Source organism: Chryseotalea sanaruensis (assembly GCF_003990915.1).
In the GTDB taxonomy this organism is placed as follows: domain Bacteria; phylum Bacteroidota; class Bacteroidia; order Cytophagales; family Cyclobacteriaceae; genus Chryseotalea; species Chryseotalea sanaruensis.
This window is the reverse complement of record NZ_BHXQ01000002.1, coordinates 66,522-89,008: the sequence shown is the minus strand read 5'-3', so window position 1 is coordinate 89,008 and position 22,487 is coordinate 66,522. Positions and strand designations below refer to the sequence as shown.

General features: G+C 39.7%; 21 protein-coding genes and 1 riboswitch. Of the genes, 16 read left to right on the top strand and 5 right to left on the bottom strand.

The window, feature by feature from the left end; genetic code table 11:
- The first annotated feature begins 5 nt into the window (after positions 1-5).
- From SanaruYs_RS04860 to SanaruYs_RS04840, 5 genes are all read left to right on the top strand, one after another.
- Positions 6-728 carry a type III pantothenate kinase gene (locus SanaruYs_RS04860; RefSeq protein ID WP_127121413.1) on the top strand — a complete coding sequence of 241 codons (723 nt, stop codon included), beginning with the start codon at positions 6-8 and terminating at the stop codon, positions 726-728.
- Complete coding sequence (gene bamG, locus SanaruYs_RS04855) at positions 715-1,992, top strand: BamG family beta-barrel-assembly machinery protein (protein ID WP_127121412.1); 1,278 nt, start codon at positions 715-717, stop codon at positions 1,990-1,992. Before SanaruYs_RS04860 ends, bamG begins: the two co-directional genes overlap by 14 nt.
- Before the next feature lie 20 nt (positions 1,993-2,012).
- Entirely contained in the window at positions 2,013-3,335 is a 1,323-nt protein-coding gene (locus SanaruYs_RS04850; RefSeq protein WP_160118583.1) for a tetratricopeptide repeat protein, read from the top strand.
- A 61-nt stretch (positions 3,336-3,396) separates the two neighbouring features.
- Positions 3,397-3,918: an LPS export ABC transporter periplasmic protein LptC gene (lptC, locus tag SanaruYs_RS04845; RefSeq protein ID WP_246011845.1), complete on the top strand. Its 522-nt coding sequence runs from the start codon at positions 3,397-3,399 to the stop codon at positions 3,916-3,918.
- Between the two features lie 9 nt (positions 3,919-3,927).
- Positions 3,928-4,143, top strand: a complete 216-nt coding sequence (locus SanaruYs_RS04840; RefSeq protein WP_127121410.1) for a hypothetical protein — start codon at positions 3,928-3,930, stop codon at positions 4,141-4,143.
- Between the two features lie 62 nt (positions 4,144-4,205).
- On the opposite strand, the gene SanaruYs_RS04835 is transcribed toward SanaruYs_RS04840, so the two are convergent.
- The 3 genes from SanaruYs_RS04835 to SanaruYs_RS04825 all read right to left on the bottom strand — a co-directional run bounded on the left by SanaruYs_RS04835 (position 4,206) and on the right by SanaruYs_RS04825 (position 9,988).
- On the bottom strand, positions 4,206-8,393 hold the full coding sequence (locus SanaruYs_RS04835; RefSeq protein ID WP_127121409.1) for a tetratricopeptide repeat protein: 4,188 nt from the start codon (positions 8,391-8,393) through the stop codon (positions 4,206-4,208).
- A gap of 291 nt (positions 8,394-8,684) precedes the next feature.
- Entirely contained in the window at positions 8,685-9,488 is an 804-nt protein-coding gene (locus tag SanaruYs_RS04830; RefSeq protein ID WP_127121408.1) for an anti-sigma factor, read from the bottom strand.
- Positions 9,485-9,988: an RNA polymerase sigma factor gene (locus SanaruYs_RS04825; protein ID WP_306307928.1), complete on the bottom strand. Its 504-nt coding sequence runs from the start codon at positions 9,986-9,988 to the stop codon at positions 9,485-9,487. The genes SanaruYs_RS04830 and SanaruYs_RS04825 overlap by 4 nt, the downstream gene beginning before the upstream one ends.
- Positions 9,989-10,669: 681 nt before the next feature.
- Between SanaruYs_RS04825 and SanaruYs_RS04820 the strand changes: the two genes are divergently transcribed.
- Positions 10,670-11,212 carry a fasciclin domain-containing protein gene (locus SanaruYs_RS04820; RefSeq protein ID WP_127121406.1) on the top strand — a complete coding sequence of 181 codons (543 nt, stop codon included), beginning with the start codon at positions 10,670-10,672 and terminating at the stop codon, positions 11,210-11,212.
- 75 nt (positions 11,213-11,287) lie between these two features.
- Here SanaruYs_RS04820 and lpdA read toward each other — a convergent pair whose 3' ends face one another.
- A complete protein-coding gene (gene lpdA / locus SanaruYs_RS04815) occupies positions 11,288-12,679 on the bottom strand; it encodes a dihydrolipoyl dehydrogenase (RefSeq protein WP_127121405.1) in 1,392 nt (463 codons plus the stop codon).
- Positions 12,680-12,777: 98 nt separating this feature from the next.
- Between lpdA and SanaruYs_RS04810 the strand changes: the two genes are divergently transcribed.
- The 10 genes from SanaruYs_RS04810 (at position 12,778) to SanaruYs_RS04765 (ending at position 21,896) form a co-directional block, all read left to right on the top strand.
- Positions 12,778-12,966: a hypothetical protein gene (locus tag SanaruYs_RS04810; RefSeq protein ID WP_127121404.1), complete on the top strand. Its 189-nt coding sequence runs from the start codon at positions 12,778-12,780 to the stop codon at positions 12,964-12,966.
- Positions 12,947-13,693, top strand: coding sequence for a 3-oxoacyl-[acyl-carrier-protein] reductase (gene fabG, locus SanaruYs_RS04805; protein ID WP_127121403.1), 747 nt, complete (start codon positions 12,947-12,949; stop codon positions 13,691-13,693). Before SanaruYs_RS04810 ends, fabG begins: the two co-directional genes overlap by 20 nt.
- A 45-nt stretch (positions 13,694-13,738) precedes the next feature.
- The gene (locus SanaruYs_RS04800; protein WP_127121402.1) at positions 13,739-14,047 is read left to right on the top strand and encodes a DUF3566 domain-containing protein; all 309 of its coding nucleotides are present in this window, start codon (positions 13,739-13,741) and stop codon (positions 14,045-14,047) included.
- A 67-nt stretch (positions 14,048-14,114) separates the two neighbouring features.
- Positions 14,115-14,579: a DinB family protein gene (locus SanaruYs_RS04795; protein ID WP_127121401.1), complete on the top strand. Its 465-nt coding sequence runs from the start codon at positions 14,115-14,117 to the stop codon at positions 14,577-14,579.
- A gap of 99 nt (positions 14,580-14,678) precedes the next feature.
- Positions 14,679-14,792, top strand: a riboswitch (SAM riboswitch).
- Positions 14,793-15,085: 293 nt separating this feature from the next.
- Entirely contained in the window at positions 15,086-16,408 is a 1,323-nt protein-coding gene (locus tag SanaruYs_RS04790; RefSeq protein ID WP_127121400.1) for an O-acetylhomoserine aminocarboxypropyltransferase/cysteine synthase family protein, read from the top strand.
- A gap of 83 nt (positions 16,409-16,491) precedes the next feature.
- A complete protein-coding gene (locus SanaruYs_RS04785) occupies positions 16,492-17,532 on the top strand; it encodes a homoserine O-acetyltransferase family protein (RefSeq protein WP_127121399.1) in 1,041 nt (346 codons plus the stop codon).
- A gap of 21 nt (positions 17,533-17,553) precedes the next feature.
- Positions 17,554-18,780: a homoserine dehydrogenase gene (locus tag SanaruYs_RS04780; RefSeq protein ID WP_127121398.1), complete on the top strand. Its 1,227-nt coding sequence runs from the start codon at positions 17,554-17,556 to the stop codon at positions 18,778-18,780.
- Between the two features lie 173 nt (positions 18,781-18,953).
- Positions 18,954-20,249 carry an NADH:ubiquinone reductase (Na(+)-transporting) subunit F gene (gene nqrF / locus SanaruYs_RS04775; protein WP_127121397.1) on the top strand — a complete coding sequence of 432 codons (1,296 nt, stop codon included), beginning with the start codon at positions 18,954-18,956 and terminating at the stop codon, positions 20,247-20,249.
- 109 nt (positions 20,250-20,358) lie between these two features.
- On the top strand, positions 20,359-20,700 hold the full coding sequence (locus SanaruYs_RS04770; RefSeq protein WP_127121396.1) for a DUF6970 domain-containing protein: 342 nt from the start codon (positions 20,359-20,361) through the stop codon (positions 20,698-20,700).
- 59 nt (positions 20,701-20,759) lie between these two features.
- On the top strand, positions 20,760-21,896 hold the full coding sequence (locus SanaruYs_RS04765) for a formimidoylglutamase (protein WP_127121395.1): 1,137 nt from the start codon (positions 20,760-20,762) through the stop codon (positions 21,894-21,896).
- 127 nt (positions 21,897-22,023) lie between these two features.
- On the opposite strand, the gene SanaruYs_RS04760 is transcribed toward SanaruYs_RS04765, so the two are convergent.
- Positions 22,024-22,413, bottom strand: coding sequence for a fibronectin type III domain-containing protein (locus tag SanaruYs_RS04760; protein WP_127121394.1), 390 nt, complete (start codon positions 22,411-22,413; stop codon positions 22,024-22,026).
- Positions 22,414-22,487 lie beyond the last annotated feature (74 nt).

The following is a 22,487-nucleotide window of genomic DNA, read 5'->3' as shown; positions in this document are numbered from 1 at the left end:
ACGATATGGATAATCTGGTGGTGGATATTGGAAATACAAGCAGCAAGGTAGGTATTTTCAAACAGCACAATTTGTTAGAAGAAAGGGTGTTTGCCGATCATGCCGCTTTAAGAGAATACCTGCTTGGTGTTCGGGTGCAAGCCGTCATTGTTGCTTCAGTGAGTAAAACTTACGATACAATCCTTCCTTCATTAACTCATATACCCAGTATAATTACCCTTACGCATAATTTGCCTTTGCCTATTGTTAATTTATATGCCACGCCAGAAACCTTAGGGGTAGATCGCCTGGCTGGTGTTTGTGGCGCAGTGCAAATGTTTCCAGCTGAACCTTGTCTGGTGATTGACAGTGGCACCTGCATTACCTATGATTTCATCAATCAAAATGCCGAGTATCTGGGAGGCGCCATTTCCCCCGGCCTGAACATGCGTTTACGCGCCATGCATGAGTTTACCGCCCGACTTCCGCAGGTTGCAATTGAGGGGGATATTCCACTTATAGGCAATACCACAAAATCTTGCATGCAAAGTGGGGCTCTTAATGGGATGTGCGTTGAAATAGAAGGCACAATTGAGCGTTATAGGCAGCATTACCCCCAAATGAGGGTGATATTATGCGGAGGAGACACGCATTTTTTTGAAAACAGTTTGAAAGGGGCCATATTTGCGGTCCCAAATCTGGTTTTGAAGGGTTTAAACAGCATTTTATTACACAATGTCAGTCAGTAGAAGTATTTTTTTCTGTTTTTCGTTGGTTTTATTGACGGGCAGTAATGTTTTAGGGCAGGCAGCAAAAAGCCCATATTCAACTTTTGGTATTGGCGAAAGCTATGGAAATGCCCTTGCACCCAATCAGGGAATGGGGGGATTAGGCTTTAGTCAACCACAGTTTCTGCACCTAAATAATCAAAATCCAGCCCTGTTGGTATATAACACCCTGACTGTGTTTCAGGTGGGTTTAGTTGCAGAGCAACTTGATCTGACAGATGGGGTTAACAACCAAAGTATTCGTTCAGGTAACCTAAACTATCTGGCTATTGCATTTCCTGTACTTTTTAGAAAAATAACTACCTCAGTTGGTTTAATGCCTTATACCAATGTTGATTACAGTCTTCAATATGATTTGCAGGTTTTTGACAATAACAATCAGCTAATTGATACAACCAAAGTTACAGAGCAGGGTTCGGGGGGACTTACACAGTTGTATTGGTCAAATGGCTTTAGAATTTACAAAGGCTTGTCGGTAGGTCTAAAAGCCAGCTATATTTTCGGCTCAGTCAATACACTTACCTTAAATGAAATTCAACTTGATAATCAGCTAGTTCCTTTTATTCCTGGTGTTGATGAATCGACTTACTCCAAAGGCTTTCTATTGGGTGGAGGCATTTCATATAGTATAGATTCGCTTTTCAATGGTAACTATAGATTAAACTTTGGTGCTGTGTACGATTTTAATGGCCGTCTCAACGCTGAAAGAGATGTTGAATATTTCAGACTTAACGGCAGCACTTTAGATACCCTTGACAATGATGTGTTGGCTACCAGAAAAGGTAAGCTTGAGCTTCCTTCAGGATTTGGAGGCGGGATTTCTTTTGCAAAAGATGCTAAGTGGTCGTTTGGCATTGATTATTACTACCAGGATTGGAGCACTTTCCGCTCGTTAAATGTTGTAGATGATGATTTGGGACAAACATGGCGCTGGTCTCTGGGAGGTGAATTTACTCCGGATTATAGTTCTTTGAATTATTTTAAGCGTGTAACCTATAGAATTGGCCTCAGTCAGGCGCCTTTTTTCGCAAACGGTAAGAAGGTTAATGATTTTGGCATTAATTTTGGCCTCTCTTTACCAACAGGACAATCAAGCATTGATTTGGCCTTTAAAGCCGGTCAACGAGGTAGTGTTCAAGAAAATGGACTTAAAGAAAATTATCTTAAAGTTTATTTGGGAGTCACACTCAATGACAGATGGTTTGTTAAAAGGAAGTTTGACTAGTTAATATAAAGAAGATGAAAATGAATGTTCTCAAAGCGATTCTGGTAATATCCTTATCTGTTGGTAGCCTGAGCAGCTTTGCACAGTGCAAAGACTGGACTTGGCCTGAAGACAAAGCCACGGCTGAAGAAAAAAATGTGCTTTACGGTGATGCCGTTAGAAATAAGCATTATAAGCAGGCTATTGCTCCTCATCAGTGGTTATTAACTAATGCACCCAATCTCAATACCAGCATATACATTCAAGGAGCTGAGATATTTGATGAGTTAGCTGATGTAGAAAAGGATGCTACCAAAAAGCAGATTTTTATTGACTCGCTGATGATCATATATGATATGCGTATCAAAAACTGTGGTGAAGAAGCATCAGTAATGGCCCGCAAGGCACTCTCTTACTATAAGTTCAATATCAATGGAGCAAAAGGCGCTGAAGTGCTACCAGTAATGGACAAAGCCTTCGAATTGAATGGTAATAATATTATGGATGGCTTGTTGGTGCCCTACATGCAGTCCGTGCGTATTTCTGCTGCTAAATTTAAGAAGCTGACAGAAGACCAGATCCTTGAAAAATATGATATGGTAAGCGCTGTGGTTGATGCCAAAATTAAGAAGGCGCAAAGCGAAGCCAAACCAATTGATAAACTGAAGAAAACTAAAGATGAAATCGATGCGATATTATTGACTTTAGTATCTTTTGATTGCGACCGTGTAAAATCAACACTTGCTCCAAAGTTTAAGCAAAACCCTTCTGATATTAACCTTGCTAAAAAAATCTTTGGATTTATGTTGCAAGGTAAGTGTACTGATGATCCACTTTGGTTAGAGGCTGGTGAGGCTATTCACAATGCAGCAGATGGTCAGAAAGATTATGGACTTGCTAAAAATCTTGGTCTTCGCTACTTTACTATGGACAATTTTGAAAAGGCTGAATTCTATTTCAGTGAAGCACTTGCTCTGGCACCAGACAATGCTGCAAAAGCTGAAATGTTAATTCTTCAAGGATCAATGGCTTCAAGAAAAGGATCAAAAAGTGACGCAAGAGAATTGTTCAGACAAGCAGCAGCAGCAGATCCATCTAACAAAGATGCCTTTGAGCGAATCGGTGACTTGTACCTTAATAGCTTCAATGATTGTAAGAAAATGGATAGTCAAGCAGATGACCGAGCTGTTTACTTAATCGCTTACGATTATTATGCAAAAGCAGGTGCTACCCAGAAGATGAGCGCTGCGAAATCTAACTTCCCCTCAAAAGAAGATATCTTCCTTAAGAATTATTCACAAGGACAAAGCATCCGAGTTGATTGCTGGATTAATGAAAATACGACAATCAGAACTCGTGATTAAGTTCACCTAATCTATAAGAGCCATCCTGCATGCACAGGATGGCTTTTTTATTTAATAGAAAATGAATCAAGCAAAAGTTCTTTTTTTTTCTCTTTTACTAATTGCCTGTGGAAAAACTGAGGTAAGAGAGCCAATCATTTACGAAGGTCCTTTGCGTGAGATGGAGGACATGGAAATGTTCTATAGCCAGAACAGTACCGTTAAGGTAAAAATGAAAACACCACTGGTTCATGAGTTTAAAAACGATGACAAGGAATTTCCAGAGGGTTTATACCTGGAGTTCTATGATATAGCAGGCAATCTTGAAAGCACCCTGACAGCTGATCACGCTTTTTATTTTAAGGAGGAGAATAAATGGCGGGGTAGAGGTAACGTAGTGGTTAAAAATGTGATAAAGCATGAACAATTAAATACTGAAGAATTATTCTGGACACCAGCAGATCAGAAAATATTCACAGATAAGTTTGTAACCATTCGCGAACAAGGAAACGTAATTTACGGAGAGGGGATGAAGGCGAATCAAGATCTATCTGATTTTGAGATCAAACATGTTACTGGAGTAATTGAAGTAAATGAGGATTAATAAGATCTTATGAAATTAGTTGATGCAATTCTCTTATCCGCTTCCGTAGCATTTTTTATCATGGGGCTACATCAGATCATGAGTTTTGGTTTTGCAAACGGCTATTGGGCAGTCATGATCTCTACTGTTCTTTTTTTTACCCTCATCTATAGACGCGTAACGGGTAAACGTACTGCCGAAAAACCGGCAGAGGTTAAGAAGAAGAAAGGGAAGGTTAGAAAATAAGTATTTAGAATTTAGAATTTCTGAAATCCAGTAAATCTTTAAAGCCTGATCCAATCCTGATCCTACTTACAATAAGAATCAATTGAGAATCTGGCTTTAGAGTCTCCAAGTTCAACAGCACGTCTCCAATCAACACAAGCTTTTTGTTTGTCTTCCATTTGATAATAAAAGTTACCACGCTGTTTAAAGTAAGAAGCATTTTTAGGTTCAATACGAATAGCTTCATCCATATCAGAAATAGCAGCACCTACGTCATCGTTGTTAGCTTTACAAGTTGCTCGGTTATAATAGGCTATACCATCTTCAGGGTTGAGTTGAATAACACGGTTGTAATCTAATATTGCTCCCTCAAAATCTTCAATCTCTTCTTTAATCAAAGCTCTATTAAAATAATTGTCAGGATTTTTAGGATCAGCGTTAACCGCGTTGCCCAGTTCAACTATAGCAGACTTTGTATCGTCAAGTCCTAAATAAGCTTTGGCTTTATCTGCAAAAAGCAATGGTGAGTTTTCACCGGCTTTCTGAGCTTCATCATAATTTTTGATGGCCTCTCTGTACATCTCTTGTTCTAAACTTACACGGCCTCTTCTGTAAAAAACGGTTTTGTCTTTAATACCTGAAGCAATCAATCTTTCTAAATATTCTTCTGCAGCTACATAATTGTTTCCATTGTAGTAGGCATCTGCCAGCTGGCGATTAAGTTCGGCATCAGGCTTTTGGGTGATTTTTTCAACCATGCGGAAGTCTTTTGCAGCCTCATCAAACTTATTTGTTTTAACATAAAGAGAACCTCTGTTCTGGTAAGCAGTTACGTATTCTTTATTACTGGTAAGTGCAGTGTTAAAATCTTTAAGTGCATCAGGATAATTTTCCATTTCCAGATAAATGCGGCCTCTATTATTATAAAGTGCTGGATCACGGTGACCAAGCGTAACGGCTTGAGTGTAATCATCTAACGCGCCAGTAGCATTTTTTAGCCAGTAACGGGCATCGCCACGGTGAAAGAACGCAACGGCTAGTTTACTATCTTTTTCTATAGCTGTTGTAAAATCACTTTGTGCTTCATCATATCTTTTAGTTTCTAGTTTGCATACACCGCGCATATCATATGCAATAGCATCATTAATGCCACTATTGATGGCATTGTCTAAATCAGTTAGTGCAGTAGTGAAATCTTTTAGCTCAAAGCGTGCTGTACCAAGTTGATAATAAACTTCAGCGGTTTTCTCGCCTAATTCAATTGCTTTGGCTAAATCGACAATAGCCTTATCATAAGTTTTTAGTTTAAATTGTGATCCTCCTCGGGCCTCATACACCTTGGCATTTGTGGAACCTGCATCAATAGCTTTTGTAGCAGGATCGAGAGTGCCTTTGTAATCTTCAGTTTTATATTTTGAGATGGCAAGTATGGCGAATTCATCTGTTCCGGCCTGATTGCGAGATGCAACAATAGCCATATCAGCACCGGCACCTTTAAAATCATTTAGAGCGTAACGTGCTTTACCACGATTGTTGAAGGCAAGCGTATATTCATTCTTGAGTCCGATGGCACGATCAAAGTCGGTAAGTGACTCTTTAACTAATCCAGCATTTACTTTAGCTTTCCCTCTGTTGTTGTAAATCACCTCATCGTTTTGCCCTAGTGTAATTGCCTTATCATAAGCCTCAATACTTCCCGTAAAATTATTTTGTTTGAAGCGTCCATTACCTGCTGCATAGTAAACTTCTTTGTTTTGAGAGTTTAGTGTAACTGCTTTTTCCAGTATGGGTTGAGCCTCTTCTTCTTTTTTTAGTTGCAGTTTGCTTAGGGCAAGGTTTTCGTGGGCGAGTAGGTCGTTTGTATTTTTTGTAATTGTTTTTTGAAGATCAATTTCTGCAGCCGCATAATCTTTTAATTGGAATGAAGCCTTCCCCCTTTTTTCATAGATACCATCTTCTTTTTCACCAGCAACTTCAGCTGCTGTAAGTGCTTCAACGGTACCTTTATAATCTTTTGTATCGTAGCGCAGGTAGCCGGCATAGAGGAGAACCTTTGCGTCTTTTACTCCAGCCTTAATGGCTTTCTCCAAGTAATCTTTGGCTGCATCTTTTTTCGCCATGTTGTAATTACCCAGCGCAAGCATTTGTAGCAATTCGGCTGTTTCACCTTCTGCTACTTTTGCTTTTTCCAGATCAGGTAAAGCACCTGCATAATCTTTTGTGTTGTATTTAGCAGTACCTCTATTTAAGTAAGCCTTTGAATAATCATTTTTTAACTGAATAGCTTTGTCGAAGTCTGGAATTGATGCGGGTATTTGACCGCTATTCATTTTTGCTTTTCCTCTGTTATTGAAGAGCACTGGATCTTTATCATTAAGCACTGATGCTTCATTATAGTAAGAGATGGCTTTTGGAAAATCATTTTTCTTGAAAGTGATATCACCTAAATTTTTAAAGGCATCAAAATCTTTGGCCCCCATAGCTATGGCTTTTTCAAGATCAGGTTCAGCAAGATCTGGCTTTTGCAGGTTGATGGCAGACAGACCTTTCATTAAGAATAAATCTGCACTACTGGCGCCCGCTGTTACCGCTTTGCTTAATGACTCTAATGCGCCACTGAAATCTTTATTCTTGTATTGGCATGTTCCTAATTGATTGAGTGTTTCTGCATCACTAATCCCCATGTTTACTGCTGCTGTCAGATTTTTTGCAGACTCTACACAATCGCCATTTTGTGCCTGACTTAAGCCAAGCATTTTATAAACATCTTTATCTTTTACTCCTTTAGCGATTACTTTGTTTAAAGCATCAGCACTTCCTTTAAAATCTTTAAGTGTGTATTTGGCAGTTCCAGTTTTCTGCAGAAATTCTGTTTCGGTTTTTCCGGAGGCAATCAATTTATCAAAATCAGAAGAAGCCTCTTTCCAGTTTTGTAGAGCATAATGTGTGTTAGCACGATTTTCAATGGCTTTGTCGTAATCTTCTTTTAGTGCAATAGCTTTATCAAAATCAGGGATGGCATTTTTTAAGTCTTGTGTATTTGCTTTAGCCTTGCCACGATTATTCCAAACAATTGGATCTTTGTCGTTTAGTGAAAGTGCGGCATCGTAATGTTTTATGGCAGCAGGAAAATCATTTTTCAGGAAACTGATATCTCCCATATTTTTGAAAACATCATACTCTTTGGCACCAAGCGAAATAGCTTTTTCATAATCTTTAGCTGCAGCTTCATTGTTTTTAGTGTTGAAGTAAGCATGGCCACGCATTACAAATACATCTACTTCATTAACACCCGCTGTGATGGCGCGACTTAATGACTCGATAGCTGGTGTAAACTCTTTATTTTTAAACTGGCAAGTGCCGAGCTGACGAAATACATCTTTATCAGTGCTACCCATAGCAACAGCAGCACTCAGGTTTTTTTGTGCTTCTGTACAATCACCTGAAGTAGCCAAACTAAGCCCAAGCATCTGGAATACATCTTTATCGCGAACACCTTTGACTGTAACTTTACTGAGTGCATCTATGGTGCCTTTGGTATCTTTCAATTCATATTTAGCTGTTCCTGCTTTCTGAAAAAGTTCTGTTTCAGTTTTTCCGGCCGCAATCATTTTTTCGAAATCTTCTACACTGCCTTTCCAATCTTTTAAAGCATAACGTGTGGCCGCTCTGTTTTCAAGGGCTTTATCATAGTCGCTTTTCAATGCTAAGGCTTTATCGAAATCGGGTAAAGCATTTTGAAAATCTTGTAAGTTGAATTTGGCCTTACCGCGGTTGTTGTAAAGTATGTGGTCTGCTTTACCAAGCGCTATGGCCTTGTCGTAATTAGCAATGGCATCTTTATAACTTTCCAGTTTAAATTTAGCATTACCTAGTGTAGCAAAGACATCAAAATTATTGGCGCCCATACTTGTGGCTTTTTCGAGATCAGTAGCGGCACCAGTAGCATCATTCAAATTATATTTGGCTATGCCACGGTATTCAAAAAGTTCGGCAGTATTGATGCGTGCTTTTATCGCTTCATCCAGGTCTAACCTGGCTTTGTCATATTGCTGTTGTTTAGCATGCGAAACGCCTCTTTTGACAAACACTTCTTTATTGCTGAAGCCAGAGTTAATGAGTTGGGTGAATTGGAGAATGGCATCATTCAAATCATTAGCCTCCAGTTTTTTTAATGCAGAAGCATATTGCACCTGCATGATTGAGTCTTGCTTTTGCGCGTGCAGTGTTAAACTGAAAAGGAGAAAAATGCCTATAGTGTATGCCTTCATGGTTGAAGCTGTTTAGTCTGCTAAATTATCAAAAAACAGCGCTTATCTGAAGGCAATCAGATCAGGAATTATACCAATTGTAGAGGTAGATGGCTGTAAGAATGGCCAAAATAGCGATCAGCATCAAGCCAAAAACTTTCGCTCTTTTGTAATAGCCTTGTACGGGTAGATTTTTTTTCACTTTAAATTAATGATCAAAGATACGCTTTAGTAAACCATTGTTCAGGTAAAAAGTCTAAAAAGGCTGTGAAAAGGCAAAAAAACAAGGTGATTTAAGTCATTTGGCAGACATTAGACTGCTGTTGTGTTGCCTATAACTTGCATGGTTTCAAGTGTAGGACTTGATTTGCCGCCCTTTGGTTCAATGGTTACTGCAAATGCTGCTGCACCTTGTCCAATATTCTTCATTTTGATAAGACCGGCCAGATTTCCATCGAAAACACCAGCATCAACCGGCTTCCCATCAATGATAGCCCAAAGTTGATATTGATTTTCTTTTGAAAGCGCCTTCATATTCTGAAGGCTGAGGTACACTTCCTGACTATTTTCATTCCAATAGACAGCCGCTAAAGCTTGCGGAGCATTGTCAGTACCCTTCATTACAACACGTTTGAAGTCAGGGTTATTCATCACGCGCAAGTCAGTTTCAATTTCACTGATGCGGTTGTTTACAGTATTGTAGTCCTCTGCTATTTGTTGGTTGCGTGTAAGCAGATCATTGAAGCTGATAACAGTTGTGCGCCACTTGTTGTAATAGTTGTAAGCCAGAAACGAACTGATAATCGCCAGACTTAAAGAGGCGGCTACAGCGAATTGCCAAAAGCGCGTTTGATTGTTGGTAGATTTTAAAGGGATTACTTTTTTATCATTTTGCTGATCGAGCGCTTCGAAAATCAACGCTTTTACATTGGAGGCCGGTTGTATTGCTCCCTTCATTAACAGTAGCTCCTGCGTTGCTTCTATCTGCTCCAATTCAGTTTTTAGCGCTGGGTATAGTTGCACATTCTGCTCTACTTCTTTGCGTTCATTTTCCGCAAGCAAGCCAGCAGCATAAGCCTCTAAAACCCCACTCGATATGTATTCTTCTAAATTCAAGCGCCTACTATTGATCGTAATTGTTGCATGGCCGAACGCAATCTTGTTTTAACCGTACCCAGCGGAATATTAAACTCTTCTGCCAGCTCGGATTGGGAATAGCCTTTAAAGTAAAGGTGTTCCACAACAAAGCGTTGTTCTGCCACTAATTTGTTTAAAACTTCTTTCAGACCGATGCCGTCTATATTTTGTTCAAGAGCATCCTGCCTGTCTATTGTATGTACGAGAGAATCAATGCCTTTGGTTTTCTGATCTTTGGAAATTTCTTTAGACCTGGTTTTGTCGATTGCCTGATTACGGGCAATGTTGAGCATCCAGGTAAATAATTTGCCTTTAGAGGAGTCGTATTGATCGATGCGATCCCAGATTTTCAGGAAGATGTCCTGCAAAACCTCTTCAGCTATGTCTTCATGTTTAAGAATTCGGTGGATTACACCATATAAAGCACCTGAATAATGATCATAGAGATATGATAGAGCTGACTTGTCTTTAGCACGCAGGCGGCTGACTAGTTCTTCTTCCTCTATATGTATCCTTAAAGTGATGGTAGTATTGATTAAAAGCTCAAATTATTAAAAAAGAATCATATTGAGAATGTTTGCGATAAGCATTTAAAAATTAAGTGAGGTATTTAAACGGGATAGATTAGGATGTCGAATGAAGCACCAAACGTATCTCGATTGTTGATGGAGATAAAATCCTTATTAACTATCACATAGCATTGAGTTATTATCGAAAATTTCTTGCACGAAGTCTATATTGAAAGCAGTAGGTTTGACAGTCGAGTTTGTTCTCTGTCTTTTAGACTTCAAAGAAGTAACGATTGGCGTTAGTTCTCGTAATAATAAGGATCCTAAAGTGTTGTTAAAAAAGTTAGATGGATCAAAATAGAGTAGACCTTAAACAAAATGAATGATGTTACAAAAGTTCGATTTTAAATAAAAGTGTCGTTTTCGTGTATAGATGATTACTTCAATTTTCAGCTTAAGTACTGATTTCAAAGTATAAAGTGATGAAAAAATCATATTACGTTAAACAAAATATTTCGATGTGCTTAAAATGTTACTGGTCACCCGTTAACAACCTTTTAACGGTGTGATGAGTTTTTTTTTGGTTTAATAAAATCCAATCAATAACCATCGTACGTAAGTGATGTTAATTAAACAAACAAAAATCATTTTATGAAAAAAGTATTGATTGCATCATTTAGTTTATTGTTATCTGTTGCTGCATATGCACAGAAACCAGTTACTGTAGGAGGCGCACCGATGTATCCGACAAAAAACATCATTGAGAATGCAGTAAACTCAAAAGATCACACAACGCTTGTGGCAGCAGTAAAAGCAGCAGGTTTAGTCGAAACATTATCAGGTGCTGGTCCTTTCACAGTGTTTGCACCAACGAATGCAGCATTTGAAAAATTACCTGCAGGCACAGTTGAAAATTTGTTGAAGCCTGAAAATAAAGGAACACTTACAGCAGTATTAACTTACCATGTAGTGGCTGGTAAATTAAGTGCAGCTGATGTAGCGAACGCTATTAAAGCAGGCAAGGGCACAGCAACGCTAACCACAGTACAAGGTGGTAAACTTCAAGCGATGATGAGTGGCAAGGATGTATTGTTGAAAGATGAAAAAGGGAACACATCTAAAATCTCTATCTTCGATGTGAACCAGTCAAATGGTGTGATTCACGTAGTAGAGTCAGTAGTGTTGCCAAAATAATTGGTAAGCACTATTGGAAAATAGAAAAGCTCACCATTTTGGTGAGCTTTTTCTATTAATATAAATTTATAAAGCCTAGAGGTGAATCACTTCACCATACGCTGCTGCAGCCGCTTCCATAATGGCTTCGCTCATGGTAGGATGTGGGTGCACCGACTTCACAATTTCGTGACCAGTAGTCTCCAGGTTGCGAGCTACCACCACCTCCGCAATCATTTCAGTTACGTTAGCACCAATCATGTGTGCGCCTAACCACTCGCCATACTTGGCATCAAAAATTACTTTTACAAAACCATCAGGAGCACCGGCAGCTTTCGCTTTTCCTGATGCCGTGAATGGGAACTTGCCTACCTTCACTTCATATCCGGCTTTCTTGGCTGCTTCTTCAGTATAACCTACTGAAGCAATTTCAGGCGATGCATAAGTACAACCAGGAATATTGTTATAATTAAGTGGATGAGGGTTTTGTCCTGCAATTTTCTCTACGCAAATAATGCCTTCAGCTGAAGCTACGTGTGCCAGTGCAGGGCCTTTTACGACATCACCAATGGCGTAGATGCCCGGTACGTTTGTTTTATAATAATCATCAACTATGATTTTTCCTTTCTCGTGCTTCACACCGGTTTCTTCCAAACCAATACCTTCCAGGTTGGTCACCACTCCGGCTGCCGATAATACGATGTCAGCTTCAATCTTGATTTCACCGGTTGGTGTTTTAACAGTTGCAACACAACCTTTACCACTGGTATCTACACCAGTTACTTCAGCGCTGGTATGTATAGTCATACCTGATTTTTTGAAGGACTTTTCTAATTGTTTAGAAACTTCTTCATCTTCAACAGGTACAATACGTGGCATGAATTCTACGATAGTTACTTCCGTACCTATTGCGTTGTAGAAATAAGCAAACTCAACACCAATAGCACCTGAACCTACCACCAATAATTTTTTGGGTTGCTCTTGTAGTACCATGGCTTCGCGGTAGCCGATAATTTTTTTACCATCGAATTTCATAGAAGGCAACTCGCGTGAACGACCACCTGTTGCTATGATGGTATGCTTGGCTTCATAGTCAACTTTTTTGCCTTCGGCATCTGTTACTTCTACTTTACCACCTTTTTTAACTTTACCGAAGCCAACAATATGGTCGATTTTATTTTTCTTAAATAAAAACTGAATGCCTTTGCTCATGCCTGCCGCTACATCGCGACTGCGTTTTACCATGTCCTTAATATCAGCTTTGGCCTCGCCTACCGTTACTCCGTAATCTTTGGCGTGCTTTATATATTCAAAAACGTTGGCACTCTTTAATAACGCTTTTGTAGGAATACAGCCCCAATTCAGGCAGATACCGCCTAATTCTGCTTTTTCTACCACACCCACTTTCATGCCCAGTTGAGAGGCACGGATAGCGGCTACATACCCACCAGGCCCGCTGCCAATAACGATTAAATCATATTTAGACATAGCTATGCTTTTAAATTCGCTGCCAAAGATAAGCCTGCATTTGCGCTTTCAAAACTCAAAATTTAACAGATTTACGGCTTTTGCTTACTTTTGACAAAATGAAGATCGTCCACATTGTACTTTTATCTATAAGCTCGCTAGCCATAGTGGGTGGTACTTTCATGAATTTGAAATTCCACATGGTTGAAGGACTTTTTGTGCGCGATGCAGGACTGGTCGGTTTAGTCGTATTTATCATCCTATTTTATAAACACCTAAAATCCAACAATGAAACTACTTCAAAATAAAACGGCTTTGGTTACCGGAGCCTCTAAGGGTATCGGAAGATCCATTGCTTTAAAGTATGCTGAGCAGGGTGCAAATGTGGCTTTTACCTATTTATCAAGTGTGGAACAGGGACAAGCACTGGAGGCAGAACTGGCGGCCAAAGGTGTAAAGGCAAAAGGTTATCGCTCGGATGCCTCTGATTTCGCACAAGCCGATAAACTGATTGCTGATGTAATTGCTGATTTTGGTTCATTAGATATTTTAGTAAACAATGCCGGCATTACCATGGACAACCTTTTGCTTCGCATGAATGAAGAAGCCTGGGATCGTGTGATCAACGTTAATTTGAAATCATGCTTTAATACGGTGAAGGCTGCCACCAAGCAAATGATGAAGCAGAAAAGCGGCTCTATTATTAACATGACTTCCGTGGTGGGCTTAAAAGGCAACGCGGGTCAGGCAAATTATTCGGCATCAAAAGCAGGCATTATAGGATTTACAAAATCAGTAGCCCTTGAGTTGGGTTCTCGTGGCGTGCGCAGCAATGCGATTGCACCTGGTTTTATTGAAACAGAAATGACAGGTAAATTGGATGAAAAGACGGTGCAAAGCTGGAGAGATGCCATTCCATTGAAACGTGGTGGTAGTCCTGATGATGTAGCAGATGCTTGTGTTTTCTTAGGTTCAGATATGTCGGCTTACATTACCGGACAGGTGTTGCAGGTTGATGGCGGAATGCTCACTTAATCAATTGTCAACTGTCCATTGTAAATTGTCAATTATTAAAAGATCATGGCTAAAAGAGAAATTAAAAAAGTAGATCCTTTTTCACTGGCGAAAGTACTAGGTATTCTTTATGCGTTACTGGGCGTAATTATTGGTTTGATGTTCGCTGCCTGGGGCTCTGTGATGTCAAATTTGCATATGGCAGAAAGTGATGAGACAACGAAAACCATCCTTAGCTTTTTTGGCATTGGCAGTATCATTTTCTTCCCGATTTTTTACGGCATCATTGGGCTGGTTGCAGGTGTAATTACAGCGGCACTTTATAATTTAGTAGCAAGTTGGGTAGGTGGCGTAATGATTGAAGTAGGTGAGTAAACTTATTCACTTCGTAAAATTATAATTAATGACCAGTCTTGTACTGGTCATTTTTATTTATTGATATATGAGAAAAACTGAAATTCAAAATCTTGTTGACACGCTATCGCATACTTTTGAAAAGAATGCCTGGCATGGGCCTGCCGTGTTGGAAGCACTGGAGGACTTGCGTGATGTACAAGCTGATCAACGAATTGGGAACTCGCATAGTATTATAGAATTGATTGCGCACATGACTGCGTGGAGAAATTTTGTTTGCGAAAAACTGGAAGGGAATGCTGCCTTTGATATTGATACAGATGAAATGAATTTTCCGGGCACAAAAAATCTGAAAACAGCAATACTGGAATTAAAAGCGAGTCAGAAACGATTGTTAACATTGCTCGAACAAACACCTGTTGAGAAATTAGAAGAAAAAGTTCCGGGGCGTCCTTTCAAATTTAAAGTCATGTTAAACGGTATCATTCACCATGATTTATATCACACCGGTCAGATTATGTTGCTGAAGAAATACCATAACGAACAGCTGTAAGGCAAAAGATATTTTAAAATATTTCTTTAAGTATTTGGAAACTCTACTAAACCAGTATACGTTTGTGTCATCATAGTCGAGAAGGCCATTCGCCCAATCGATTTATAAAGAAGTGCTGAGAGAACAGGCTCAAAGAAGCACTAGCAACCGCCACAAAATGTGGAAAGGTGCTAAATCCTGCTCCCAACAAGGTGTTGAGGAGAACTATAAAACGATTGAAAATGAAAACAATTAACTTCATTAACATCACAAAGCAGGGTAATCTAAGCCTTGAGACTTCTATTCGCGACTTTATTCAATCCATTATTTGTTGTTGTCTTCCCGTTGCCATGCAGCCGGAGGCAAATACGTCATGCACATGTTGTATGCGTATATCTGCCGCACAGGCAGGTTGTTGTTGTTAACGATTAATCTTTTTTCGTAACACAATATTCAAGGCTTGACAAGTCCTGTCATCGCTTTATACTATTTCTCAAAATCTTTTTAACAATCTAAATACTATTATCATGTCTAATTTACATTTTGAAACACTTCAGCTACATGCTGGTCACGAAATTGATGCTACAGGTTCACGTGCAGTTCCCTTGTATCAAACTACTTCTTACACTTTTAAAAACTCTGAGCACGGTGCCAATCTATTTGCTTTAAAAGAGTTTGGTAACATCTACACGCGTATTATGAACCCCACCACCGATGTGTTTGAAAAACGCATTGCAGCCTTAGAGGGTGGCGTGGCGGCCCTGGCAGTAGGCAGTGGCCAGGCAGCACAGTTTATTGCACTTAACAACATCTTACAAACAGGCGATAACTTTGTAAGCACTTCGTTTTTATATGGTGGTACCTATAACCAATTTAAAGTTGCTTTTAAACGCCTGGGAATTGAAGTAAGATTTGCAGAAGGAGATAAGCCTGAAGCATTTGAAAAACTAATTGACAATAAAACAAAAGCGATTTACCTCGAAACCATCGGTAATCCTGGTTTTAACATTCCCGACTTTGATGCCTTATCAGCATTGGCCAAACGCTACGACATTCCATTGATTGTTGATAATACTTTTGGTGCTGGCGGATTTTTATTCAAACCGATTGCACATGGTGCTGCAGTGGTGGTAGAGTCGGCTACGAAATGGATTGGTGGCCACGGCACCTCTATTGGTGGCGTGATTGTCGACAGTGGAAATTACAATTGGGGTAATGGCAAGTTTCCACAGTTCACTGAACCATCAGAGGGTTATCACGGATTAAAGTTTGCCGAAGTATTTGGTGTTAACAATCCTCTTGGGTTACCCAACATTGCATTCATCATTCGTGCAAGAGTAGAAGGCTTACGCGATTTTGGTTCAGCTATTAGCCCGTTCAATTCTTTCTTGTTAATACAAGGCCTTGAAACCTTATCGCTGCGTGTGCAACGCACAGTAGATAATGCCTTGGCTTTGGCTCAATGGCTAGAGCAGCATCCGCAGGTAGAAAGTGTGAACTACCCTGGTCTTGAAAGCAGTACCTACCACAAATTAGCCAAGAAGTATTTACGAAATGGTTTTGGTGGAGTACTCTCCTTCACACTAAAAGGCAGCAAAACACATACAACTAAGTTTGTAGATTCGTTGAAGTTAGTAAGTCACTTGGCCAATGTGGGTGATTCGAAAACACTCATTATTCAACCTGCCGCCACTACGCATCAGCAATTAAGCGAAGAGGAACAATTGTCAACAGGTGTATTGCCAACCTTGCTTCGCGTGTCGGTAGGTATTGAACATATCGATGACATTAAAGCCGACTTTGTTCAGGCACTCGAAAAAGTTTTTAGCCTGGACACGGTTCACGCCTAATCACTGATGTATAAAAACAGTAACATATAAGGGTTTTTTAATCTCCGTTCACTCTTCAATGAGGAACGAGCGGGGCGATTTTTATGAAACAGACATCCACATATTATTTCAATGAATCCTTTGAGTTGGAGTTGGGCGATTATTTGCCCGGCTTTCAACTTCAATATACCACTTTAGGTAAGCTTAATGCAGAACGTGATAATGTGATCTGGGTTTGTCATGCATTAACAGGAAGTTCAGACTTTACGGATTGGTGGGGAAAATTATTTACTAAAGAAGGTGTATACAGTCCTGATAAATACTTTATTGTTTGCGCCAATATTCTGGGTAGTTGCTATGGTTCAACCAATGCTTTCTCCATTAATCCAGAAACAGAGCGCATTTACTTTCATGATTTCCCCACGCTGACTAACCGTGATGTGGTTAGGGCCTTTGATTTATTACGCAGATCACTAGGTATTCATTCAGTGCATACGCTCATAGGAGGATCGTTGGGAGGGCAACACGTTTTAGAGTGGGCTATTCAGGAACCTGATGTTTTTGAACACATTATTCCTATTGCAACAAATGCTGCACACTCACCTTGGGGCATTGCATTCAATGAAGCACAACGTATGGCTATTGCTGCAGATGTTACTTGGAAAAACAACGACTACTTGGCAGGAGCGGAAGGACTAAAAGCGGCAAGAGCAATTGGCATGCTTTCCTACAGAACATACGACACCTACGGCCAAACACAAGGAGAGGGCAACAACAACATAACCGATGCTTTCAGAGCTGCAACATATCAGCAATATCAGGGAGTAAAACTCGTAAAACGATTCAATGCTTTTGCCTACTGGACATTAACTAAAATGATGGACAGTCAGCAAGTTGGTCGCGACAGATCAGGTACTGAGGATGCGTTGAAAAAGATTAAAGCAAAAACACTGGTTATTGGTATTGACAGCGATGTACTGTTTCCTTTAACGGAACAACTGTTCCTGGCAGAGAAAATTCCTCATGCAGATATTGCCATTATGCAATCACTTTATGGGCATGATGGTTTCCTGATTGAGTATGATCAGTTGATTAAGTACATCAACAAATTTTACCAGGAGACTGATGTATTAAATGAAAAATAAAAGAGATAAATTATTCTAACAATGAAAAAGAAATTGACAATTGGACTATTTGGATTTGGTGTAGTAGGGCAGGGTCTCTATAACGTACTCAGCCAAACACATGGAGTAAAAGCTGAGATAAAGCGAATAGCCATCAAGGATAAAAGTAAAACCAGAACTTTACCTCAGGAATTATTTACAACTGATAAGACTGAAATTCTCAATGATCCTTCTATAGATATAGTCGTAGAGTTAATCAACGATCATGAAGCGGCTTATGCTATTGTAAAAGAAGCAATAGAAAAAGGTAAGCATGTGGTTACAGCTAATAAAAGAATGTTGGCTGAGAATCTTGAAGAGTTTTACGAATTACAGCAACGTTATGGAAAATCAATTCTATATGAGGGATCAGTTTGTGGAAGTATTCCTATTATCCGAAACCTTGAAGAGTATTATGATAACGATCTCTTAACCTCCATAGAAGGAATATTTAACGGCTCAACTAATTACATCTTAACAAAAGTATTTGAAGAGAAGAAATCCTATGCCGATGCTTTGTTAAAAGCACAAGAATTGGGGTTTGCTGAAACTGATCCGGCACTTGATGTAGAAGGGTACGATGCTAAGTTTAAACTGGTTATTGCCATCGCACACACTTTTGGTGTTTTTGTAAAACCTGCAGATGTCATTAACATAGGTATCGATAAAATTTCGGCAACGGATTTGAAGTATGCTAAAGAAAATAACCTTTCAATAAAACTTGTAGCGCGCGCATTTAAGCAAGGTGATAAAGTTTTTGCTTTTGTTGCCCCCCAGTTTATTGAAGCCCACCATCCTTTGGCCTCTATTCGGAATGAATACAATGCTGTTTTGGTAGAGGGTGCTTTTGCTGAAAAACAAACCTTTGTAGGCAAAGGTGCAGGGAGTTACCCGACAGGTTCGGCCGTACTATCTGATGTTTCGGCACTAACGTATGGTTATGCGTATGAGTACAAAAAGCGGGCACAACATGAAGCACTCTCCTTTTCAAATGATTTGCGGGTAGAGGCGGTTGTAACTTTTGAAGATCAACACTCGGTAAGCATTAAGGATTTTGAGACTTTTAAGTCAGGGTATGCCGCAAATGGTAAACAATTACTGCAAGGCATCTTAACATTAGCGCAGTTTAAAGCGTTAAGTGAACGTGATGGCGTAAGTGTTTTATTAGCTGCAAATGCCACCTTTAGTCCCATTGCTGAGTCAGTCCCGGAAGACCTGTTGGCGTCCTGAAAGTGGCGCTTTTGACCAGCAAAAATGACTTAGTCTGACAGAAGGTAAAGGCTTGTGGTTAGTATTTACTTAAACCATTAATAATCAAATATTTAACCAATCAAAAATTATAGGCTTCACGAAGCAAAAATTCGTGACCTGCCTTATATTTGTGGACTTAAATTTTACCTGTTATGGTTATTACCTCTTCCATTCTGGCGTTCACCGTTGTTATCCTTTTGCTGGTGGCGCTTCTTATTTTTGCTCAGGCTAAATTGGTGCAATCCGGACCAGTAAAGGTTATGATTAATGGTGAAAAAGAGATCACTGTTTCTGCCGGTAGCTCCTTGTTGTCAACTTTGGCAAATGAAAAAATATTTTTGCCTTCTGCCTGTGGTGGAGGGGGTACCTGCGCCATGTGCAAGTGCGTGGTTGAATCAGGTGGTGGCGATGTATTGCCAACAGAAATGGGGCACTTAAGCCGTGCTGAGAAATTGGGTCATGTGCGCCTGGGTTGCCAGGTAAAAGTTAAGCAGGATATGAACATCCGCATTCCTGATGAAATCTTCGGTATCAAGAAGTGGGAGTGCGAGGTGGTTTCTAACTATAACGTTTCAACCTTCATTAAAGAATTCGTAGTAAAACTACCTCCTGGAGAAACATTGCATTTCGAAGCGGGTGGCTATATCCAGATTGATGTGCCGTCTTTGACGGTTGATTTCAAAACGATGGACATCACGCCTCACCCGGAATTGGGCCATAGCAGCAAAGATGTATTCAAAGGTGATTGGGATAAGTTCAAGTTATGGGATCTGAAGATGAAGAACGATGAGCCCATCTTCCGAGCCTATTCAATGGCTAACCACCCCGCTGAAGGTAATATTGTGATGTTGAATATTCGCATTGCTACGCCACCATGGGATCGTGCCAACAATAAATGGATGGATGTAAATCCTGGTATCTGTTCTTCGTACGTTTTCTCCCGCAAGCCTGGAGATAAAGTAACTATCTCAGGACCTTACGGTGAATTCCACATCAATAAGACACAACGTGAAATGGTGTACATTGGTGGTGGTGCTGGTATGGCTCCATTGCGTGCACAGATCTTCCATTTGTTCCATACAGAAAAAACAAACCGTAAAGTATCTTACTGGTACGGTGGTCGCTCTAAGAAAGAGTTGTTCTATGTTGAGCACTTCCGTAAAATCGAGCAGGAGTTTCCAAACTTCCAATTTAACATTGGTTTGAGTGAACCATTACCGGAAGACAATTGGAAAGTAAAGAAAAACCTTGAAGACAGAGAGGCTGATGGTTATGTTGGTTTCATTCACCAGTGTTTATTTGATAATTACTTGAAGAATCACCCAGCACCTGAGGATATCGAATTCTACTTATGCGGACCTCCGTTGATGAATGCTGCGGTATTGAAAATGCTCGATGAAATGGGCACGCCAAAAGAAAATATTCGCTTTGACGATTTCGGTGGTTAATCTTCACCAAACTATACAAAGAGCCCTCCATATCGGAGGGCTTTTTTGTTATAGGATAGTAGATTCCAACTTGATGACACGGATATGTGTCTAAATGAAAAGCACGGATATGAATAAAGGAATAGTTATACTACTTACGCTTGGCCTATCGCTTTCGGCATTTACCTGCGAAGACTCACTTGATTTACCATGTGATAACAACGACTGGTTACAGACAAAAGTGAAGGAGCTGAAAAAATCCGGATCGCAGAAAGCACTGATAGAACAATATGAGTACGAGGGGCAGGTTGTGATTTCGGTAAATAACTGTGTTGGTTGCGCAGATGCAATGACAGTAGTCTACGACTGTTCCGGTAATGAATTATGTAAGTTTGGCGGTATTGCGGGCTATAATGACTGCCCAAATTTTTCGGTTAAAGCGAAATTTATAAAAGTAATTTTTAAGTCATAACCAGGAGGTGTTCAAGTTCAGATTTGGAATGATTATATTCACACTTCATTCCGGCCAGCATGGACTTAACCATTTTCTTTTCACCCGTTGACGAAAGCATTTACGAGAACATTTCGTCTACCTCTTCATTCTATAAAAACATTCGTGTGTATGGCGATAAGATGCCCGACTACCGTGATGCACATATTGTGTTAATTGGTGTGAGTGATCCAGACACAAAAGCAGCTAATGAAATTCGGAAAAAATTGTATAACCTCAAACGAGGTCAAGGTGCTTTCAGAATTGTTGATTTAGGAAATTTGAATCCCGGTCATGATCGGGATGAAATGTACACCCGCATCAGCGAAGTCTGTCGCATTGTGCTGGAGCAAAACGTACTACCAATAATTATTGGGGGAGGTCATGATTTAGACTTTGGTCAATATGCAGCCTACGAAACTTTTGAGAAGCTGGTTAGCTTTTTAAATGTTGATGCTTTCTTAGATCTGGAAGACGATCCACAAGTCAGCGTTGAACGGAGACATGTACATAAGATATTACTTCACGAACCAAACTTCCTCTTTAATTATATTCATTTAGGTTATCAGAGTTATTTGATCGATCCTTTGTCGGTGTCTGTGTTGGAGAAACTTTACTTTGAAGCTTTTCGCATCGGGCAAATGCGTACCAATATGCAGGAGATGGAACCAGCCATTCGCCATGCCGATTTACTTTCTTTTGATATTACTGCTATTCGTTCTAGTGATGCGCCTGGTAACCGTTATGCTCAACCCTTTGGGTTAACAGGAGAAGAAGCGTGTCAGATTTGTTGGTATGCAGGGTTGAATGAGAAGTTGAGTTCAGTCGGTTTTTACGGATATCATCCTGAATTGGATGATGCACATCAAAAGACAGCTTCTGTTATTGCTACTATGATCTGGTATTTTATTGAAGGGTATTATAACCGCAAGAATGAACAGAATTTTAAAGGCAACGATTTTACAAAGTACACAGTGTCTATGCCATCCGATCCTGAAACCATTTCTTTCTATAAAAGTAAGATGAGTGAGAAGTGGTGGCTAGAAGTACCTAATCCAAATGGTAAGAAACGTTATTCCAGAAATAGTATTATTCCTTGTAGCTATAGCGATTACCAAGCTGCTACAAAGGGTGAGGTGCCGGAAAGGTACATTAGTACGTTGGCTAAATTGATTTAATAATTTATTGAAAAAGTTTTCAAAAGAGGAAATATAATTAGCTGTTTCTATGTTAGTTGATTGCTGTTTGGCTATAATCAAACAGGCTTTTGTTCTGCAGCACAAAAGCCTATAGGATTGAATTTAACTACAGTGTAGTTGCATCTTTAGTAGTGGAAGCAACAGAAGTAGCGGTTCCCTTTTTTGCATACAAACGGAAATAGTATTTCGTTTGAGCGGTTAAGCCGGTCACATTTGTAGAAGTTCCTGTTACTTCTTTTTTACTAAATCCGGTCACAGTTGTAGCAAAATTATTAGAAGTAGAAACGTCTAATAAATACTTGTCAGCTCCGGTCACAGCAGTCCAGTTAACAGTAAAGCCCGTAGCAGTGATAGCAGAGGTATTACCAAGTGTAGGCGCAGCAATAATAACTGCATCATCGTCATCACTGCAACTTGCTGTAACAAATAGCACAGCACATAAAAGCAACAACATAGATAAACGGTTTGACAGCGTGTTTTGAATTACTCTTTTCATTTTTAAAGTTATTTTGTTTAATGACCGATAGACACTACGTTGTATAGATAGGTTGTGAGCCTTCGTAGAAATAA

Bases quoted from the DNA above. Each gene is read 5' to 3' on its own strand.
- SanaruYs_RS04860 (WP_127121413.1), top strand. From the start codon at position 6: ATGGATAATCTGGTGGTGGATATTGGAAATACAAGCAGCAAGGTAGGT.
- bamG (WP_127121412.1), top strand. From the start codon at position 715: ATGTCAGTCAGTAGAAGTATTTTTTTCTGTTTTTCGTTGGTTTTATTG.
- SanaruYs_RS04850 (WP_160118583.1), top strand. From the start codon at position 2,013: ATGAATGTTCTCAAAGCGATTCTGGTAATATCCTTATCTGTTGGTAGC.
- lptC (WP_246011845.1), top strand. From the start codon at position 3,397: ATGAATCAAGCAAAAGTTCTTTTTTTTTCTCTTTTACTAATTGCCTGT.
- SanaruYs_RS04840 (WP_127121410.1), top strand. From the start codon at position 3,928: ATGAAATTAGTTGATGCAATTCTCTTATCCGCTTCCGTAGCATTTTTT.
- SanaruYs_RS04835 (WP_127121409.1), bottom strand. From the start codon at position 8,393: ATGAAGGCATACACTATAGGCATTTTTCTCCTTTTCAGTTTAACACTG.
- SanaruYs_RS04820 (WP_127121406.1), top strand. From the start codon at position 10,670: ATGAAAAAAGTATTGATTGCATCATTTAGTTTATTGTTATCTGTTGCT.
- lpdA (WP_127121405.1), bottom strand. From the start codon at position 12,679: ATGTCTAAATATGATTTAATCGTTATTGGCAGCGGGCCTGGTGGGTAT.
- SanaruYs_RS04810 (WP_127121404.1), top strand. From the start codon at position 12,778: ATGAAGATCGTCCACATTGTACTTTTATCTATAAGCTCGCTAGCCATA.
- fabG (WP_127121403.1), top strand. From the start codon at position 12,947: ATGAAACTACTTCAAAATAAAACGGCTTTGGTTACCGGAGCCTCTAAG.
- SanaruYs_RS04800 (WP_127121402.1), top strand. From the start codon at position 13,739: ATGGCTAAAAGAGAAATTAAAAAAGTAGATCCTTTTTCACTGGCGAAA.
- SanaruYs_RS04795 (WP_127121401.1), top strand. From the start codon at position 14,115: ATGAGAAAAACTGAAATTCAAAATCTTGTTGACACGCTATCGCATACT.
- SanaruYs_RS04790 (WP_127121400.1), top strand. From the start codon at position 15,086: ATGTCTAATTTACATTTTGAAACACTTCAGCTACATGCTGGTCACGAA.
- SanaruYs_RS04785 (WP_127121399.1), top strand. From the start codon at position 16,492: ATGAAACAGACATCCACATATTATTTCAATGAATCCTTTGAGTTGGAG.
- SanaruYs_RS04780 (WP_127121398.1), top strand. From the start codon at position 17,554: ATGAAAAAGAAATTGACAATTGGACTATTTGGATTTGGTGTAGTAGGG.
- nqrF (WP_127121397.1), top strand. From the start codon at position 18,954: ATGGTTATTACCTCTTCCATTCTGGCGTTCACCGTTGTTATCCTTTTG.
- SanaruYs_RS04770 (WP_127121396.1), top strand. From the start codon at position 20,359: ATGAATAAAGGAATAGTTATACTACTTACGCTTGGCCTATCGCTTTCG.
- SanaruYs_RS04765 (WP_127121395.1), top strand. From the start codon at position 20,760: ATGGACTTAACCATTTTCTTTTCACCCGTTGACGAAAGCATTTACGAG.
- SanaruYs_RS04760 (WP_127121394.1), bottom strand. From the start codon at position 22,413: ATGAAAAGAGTAATTCAAAACACGCTGTCAAACCGTTTATCTATGTTG.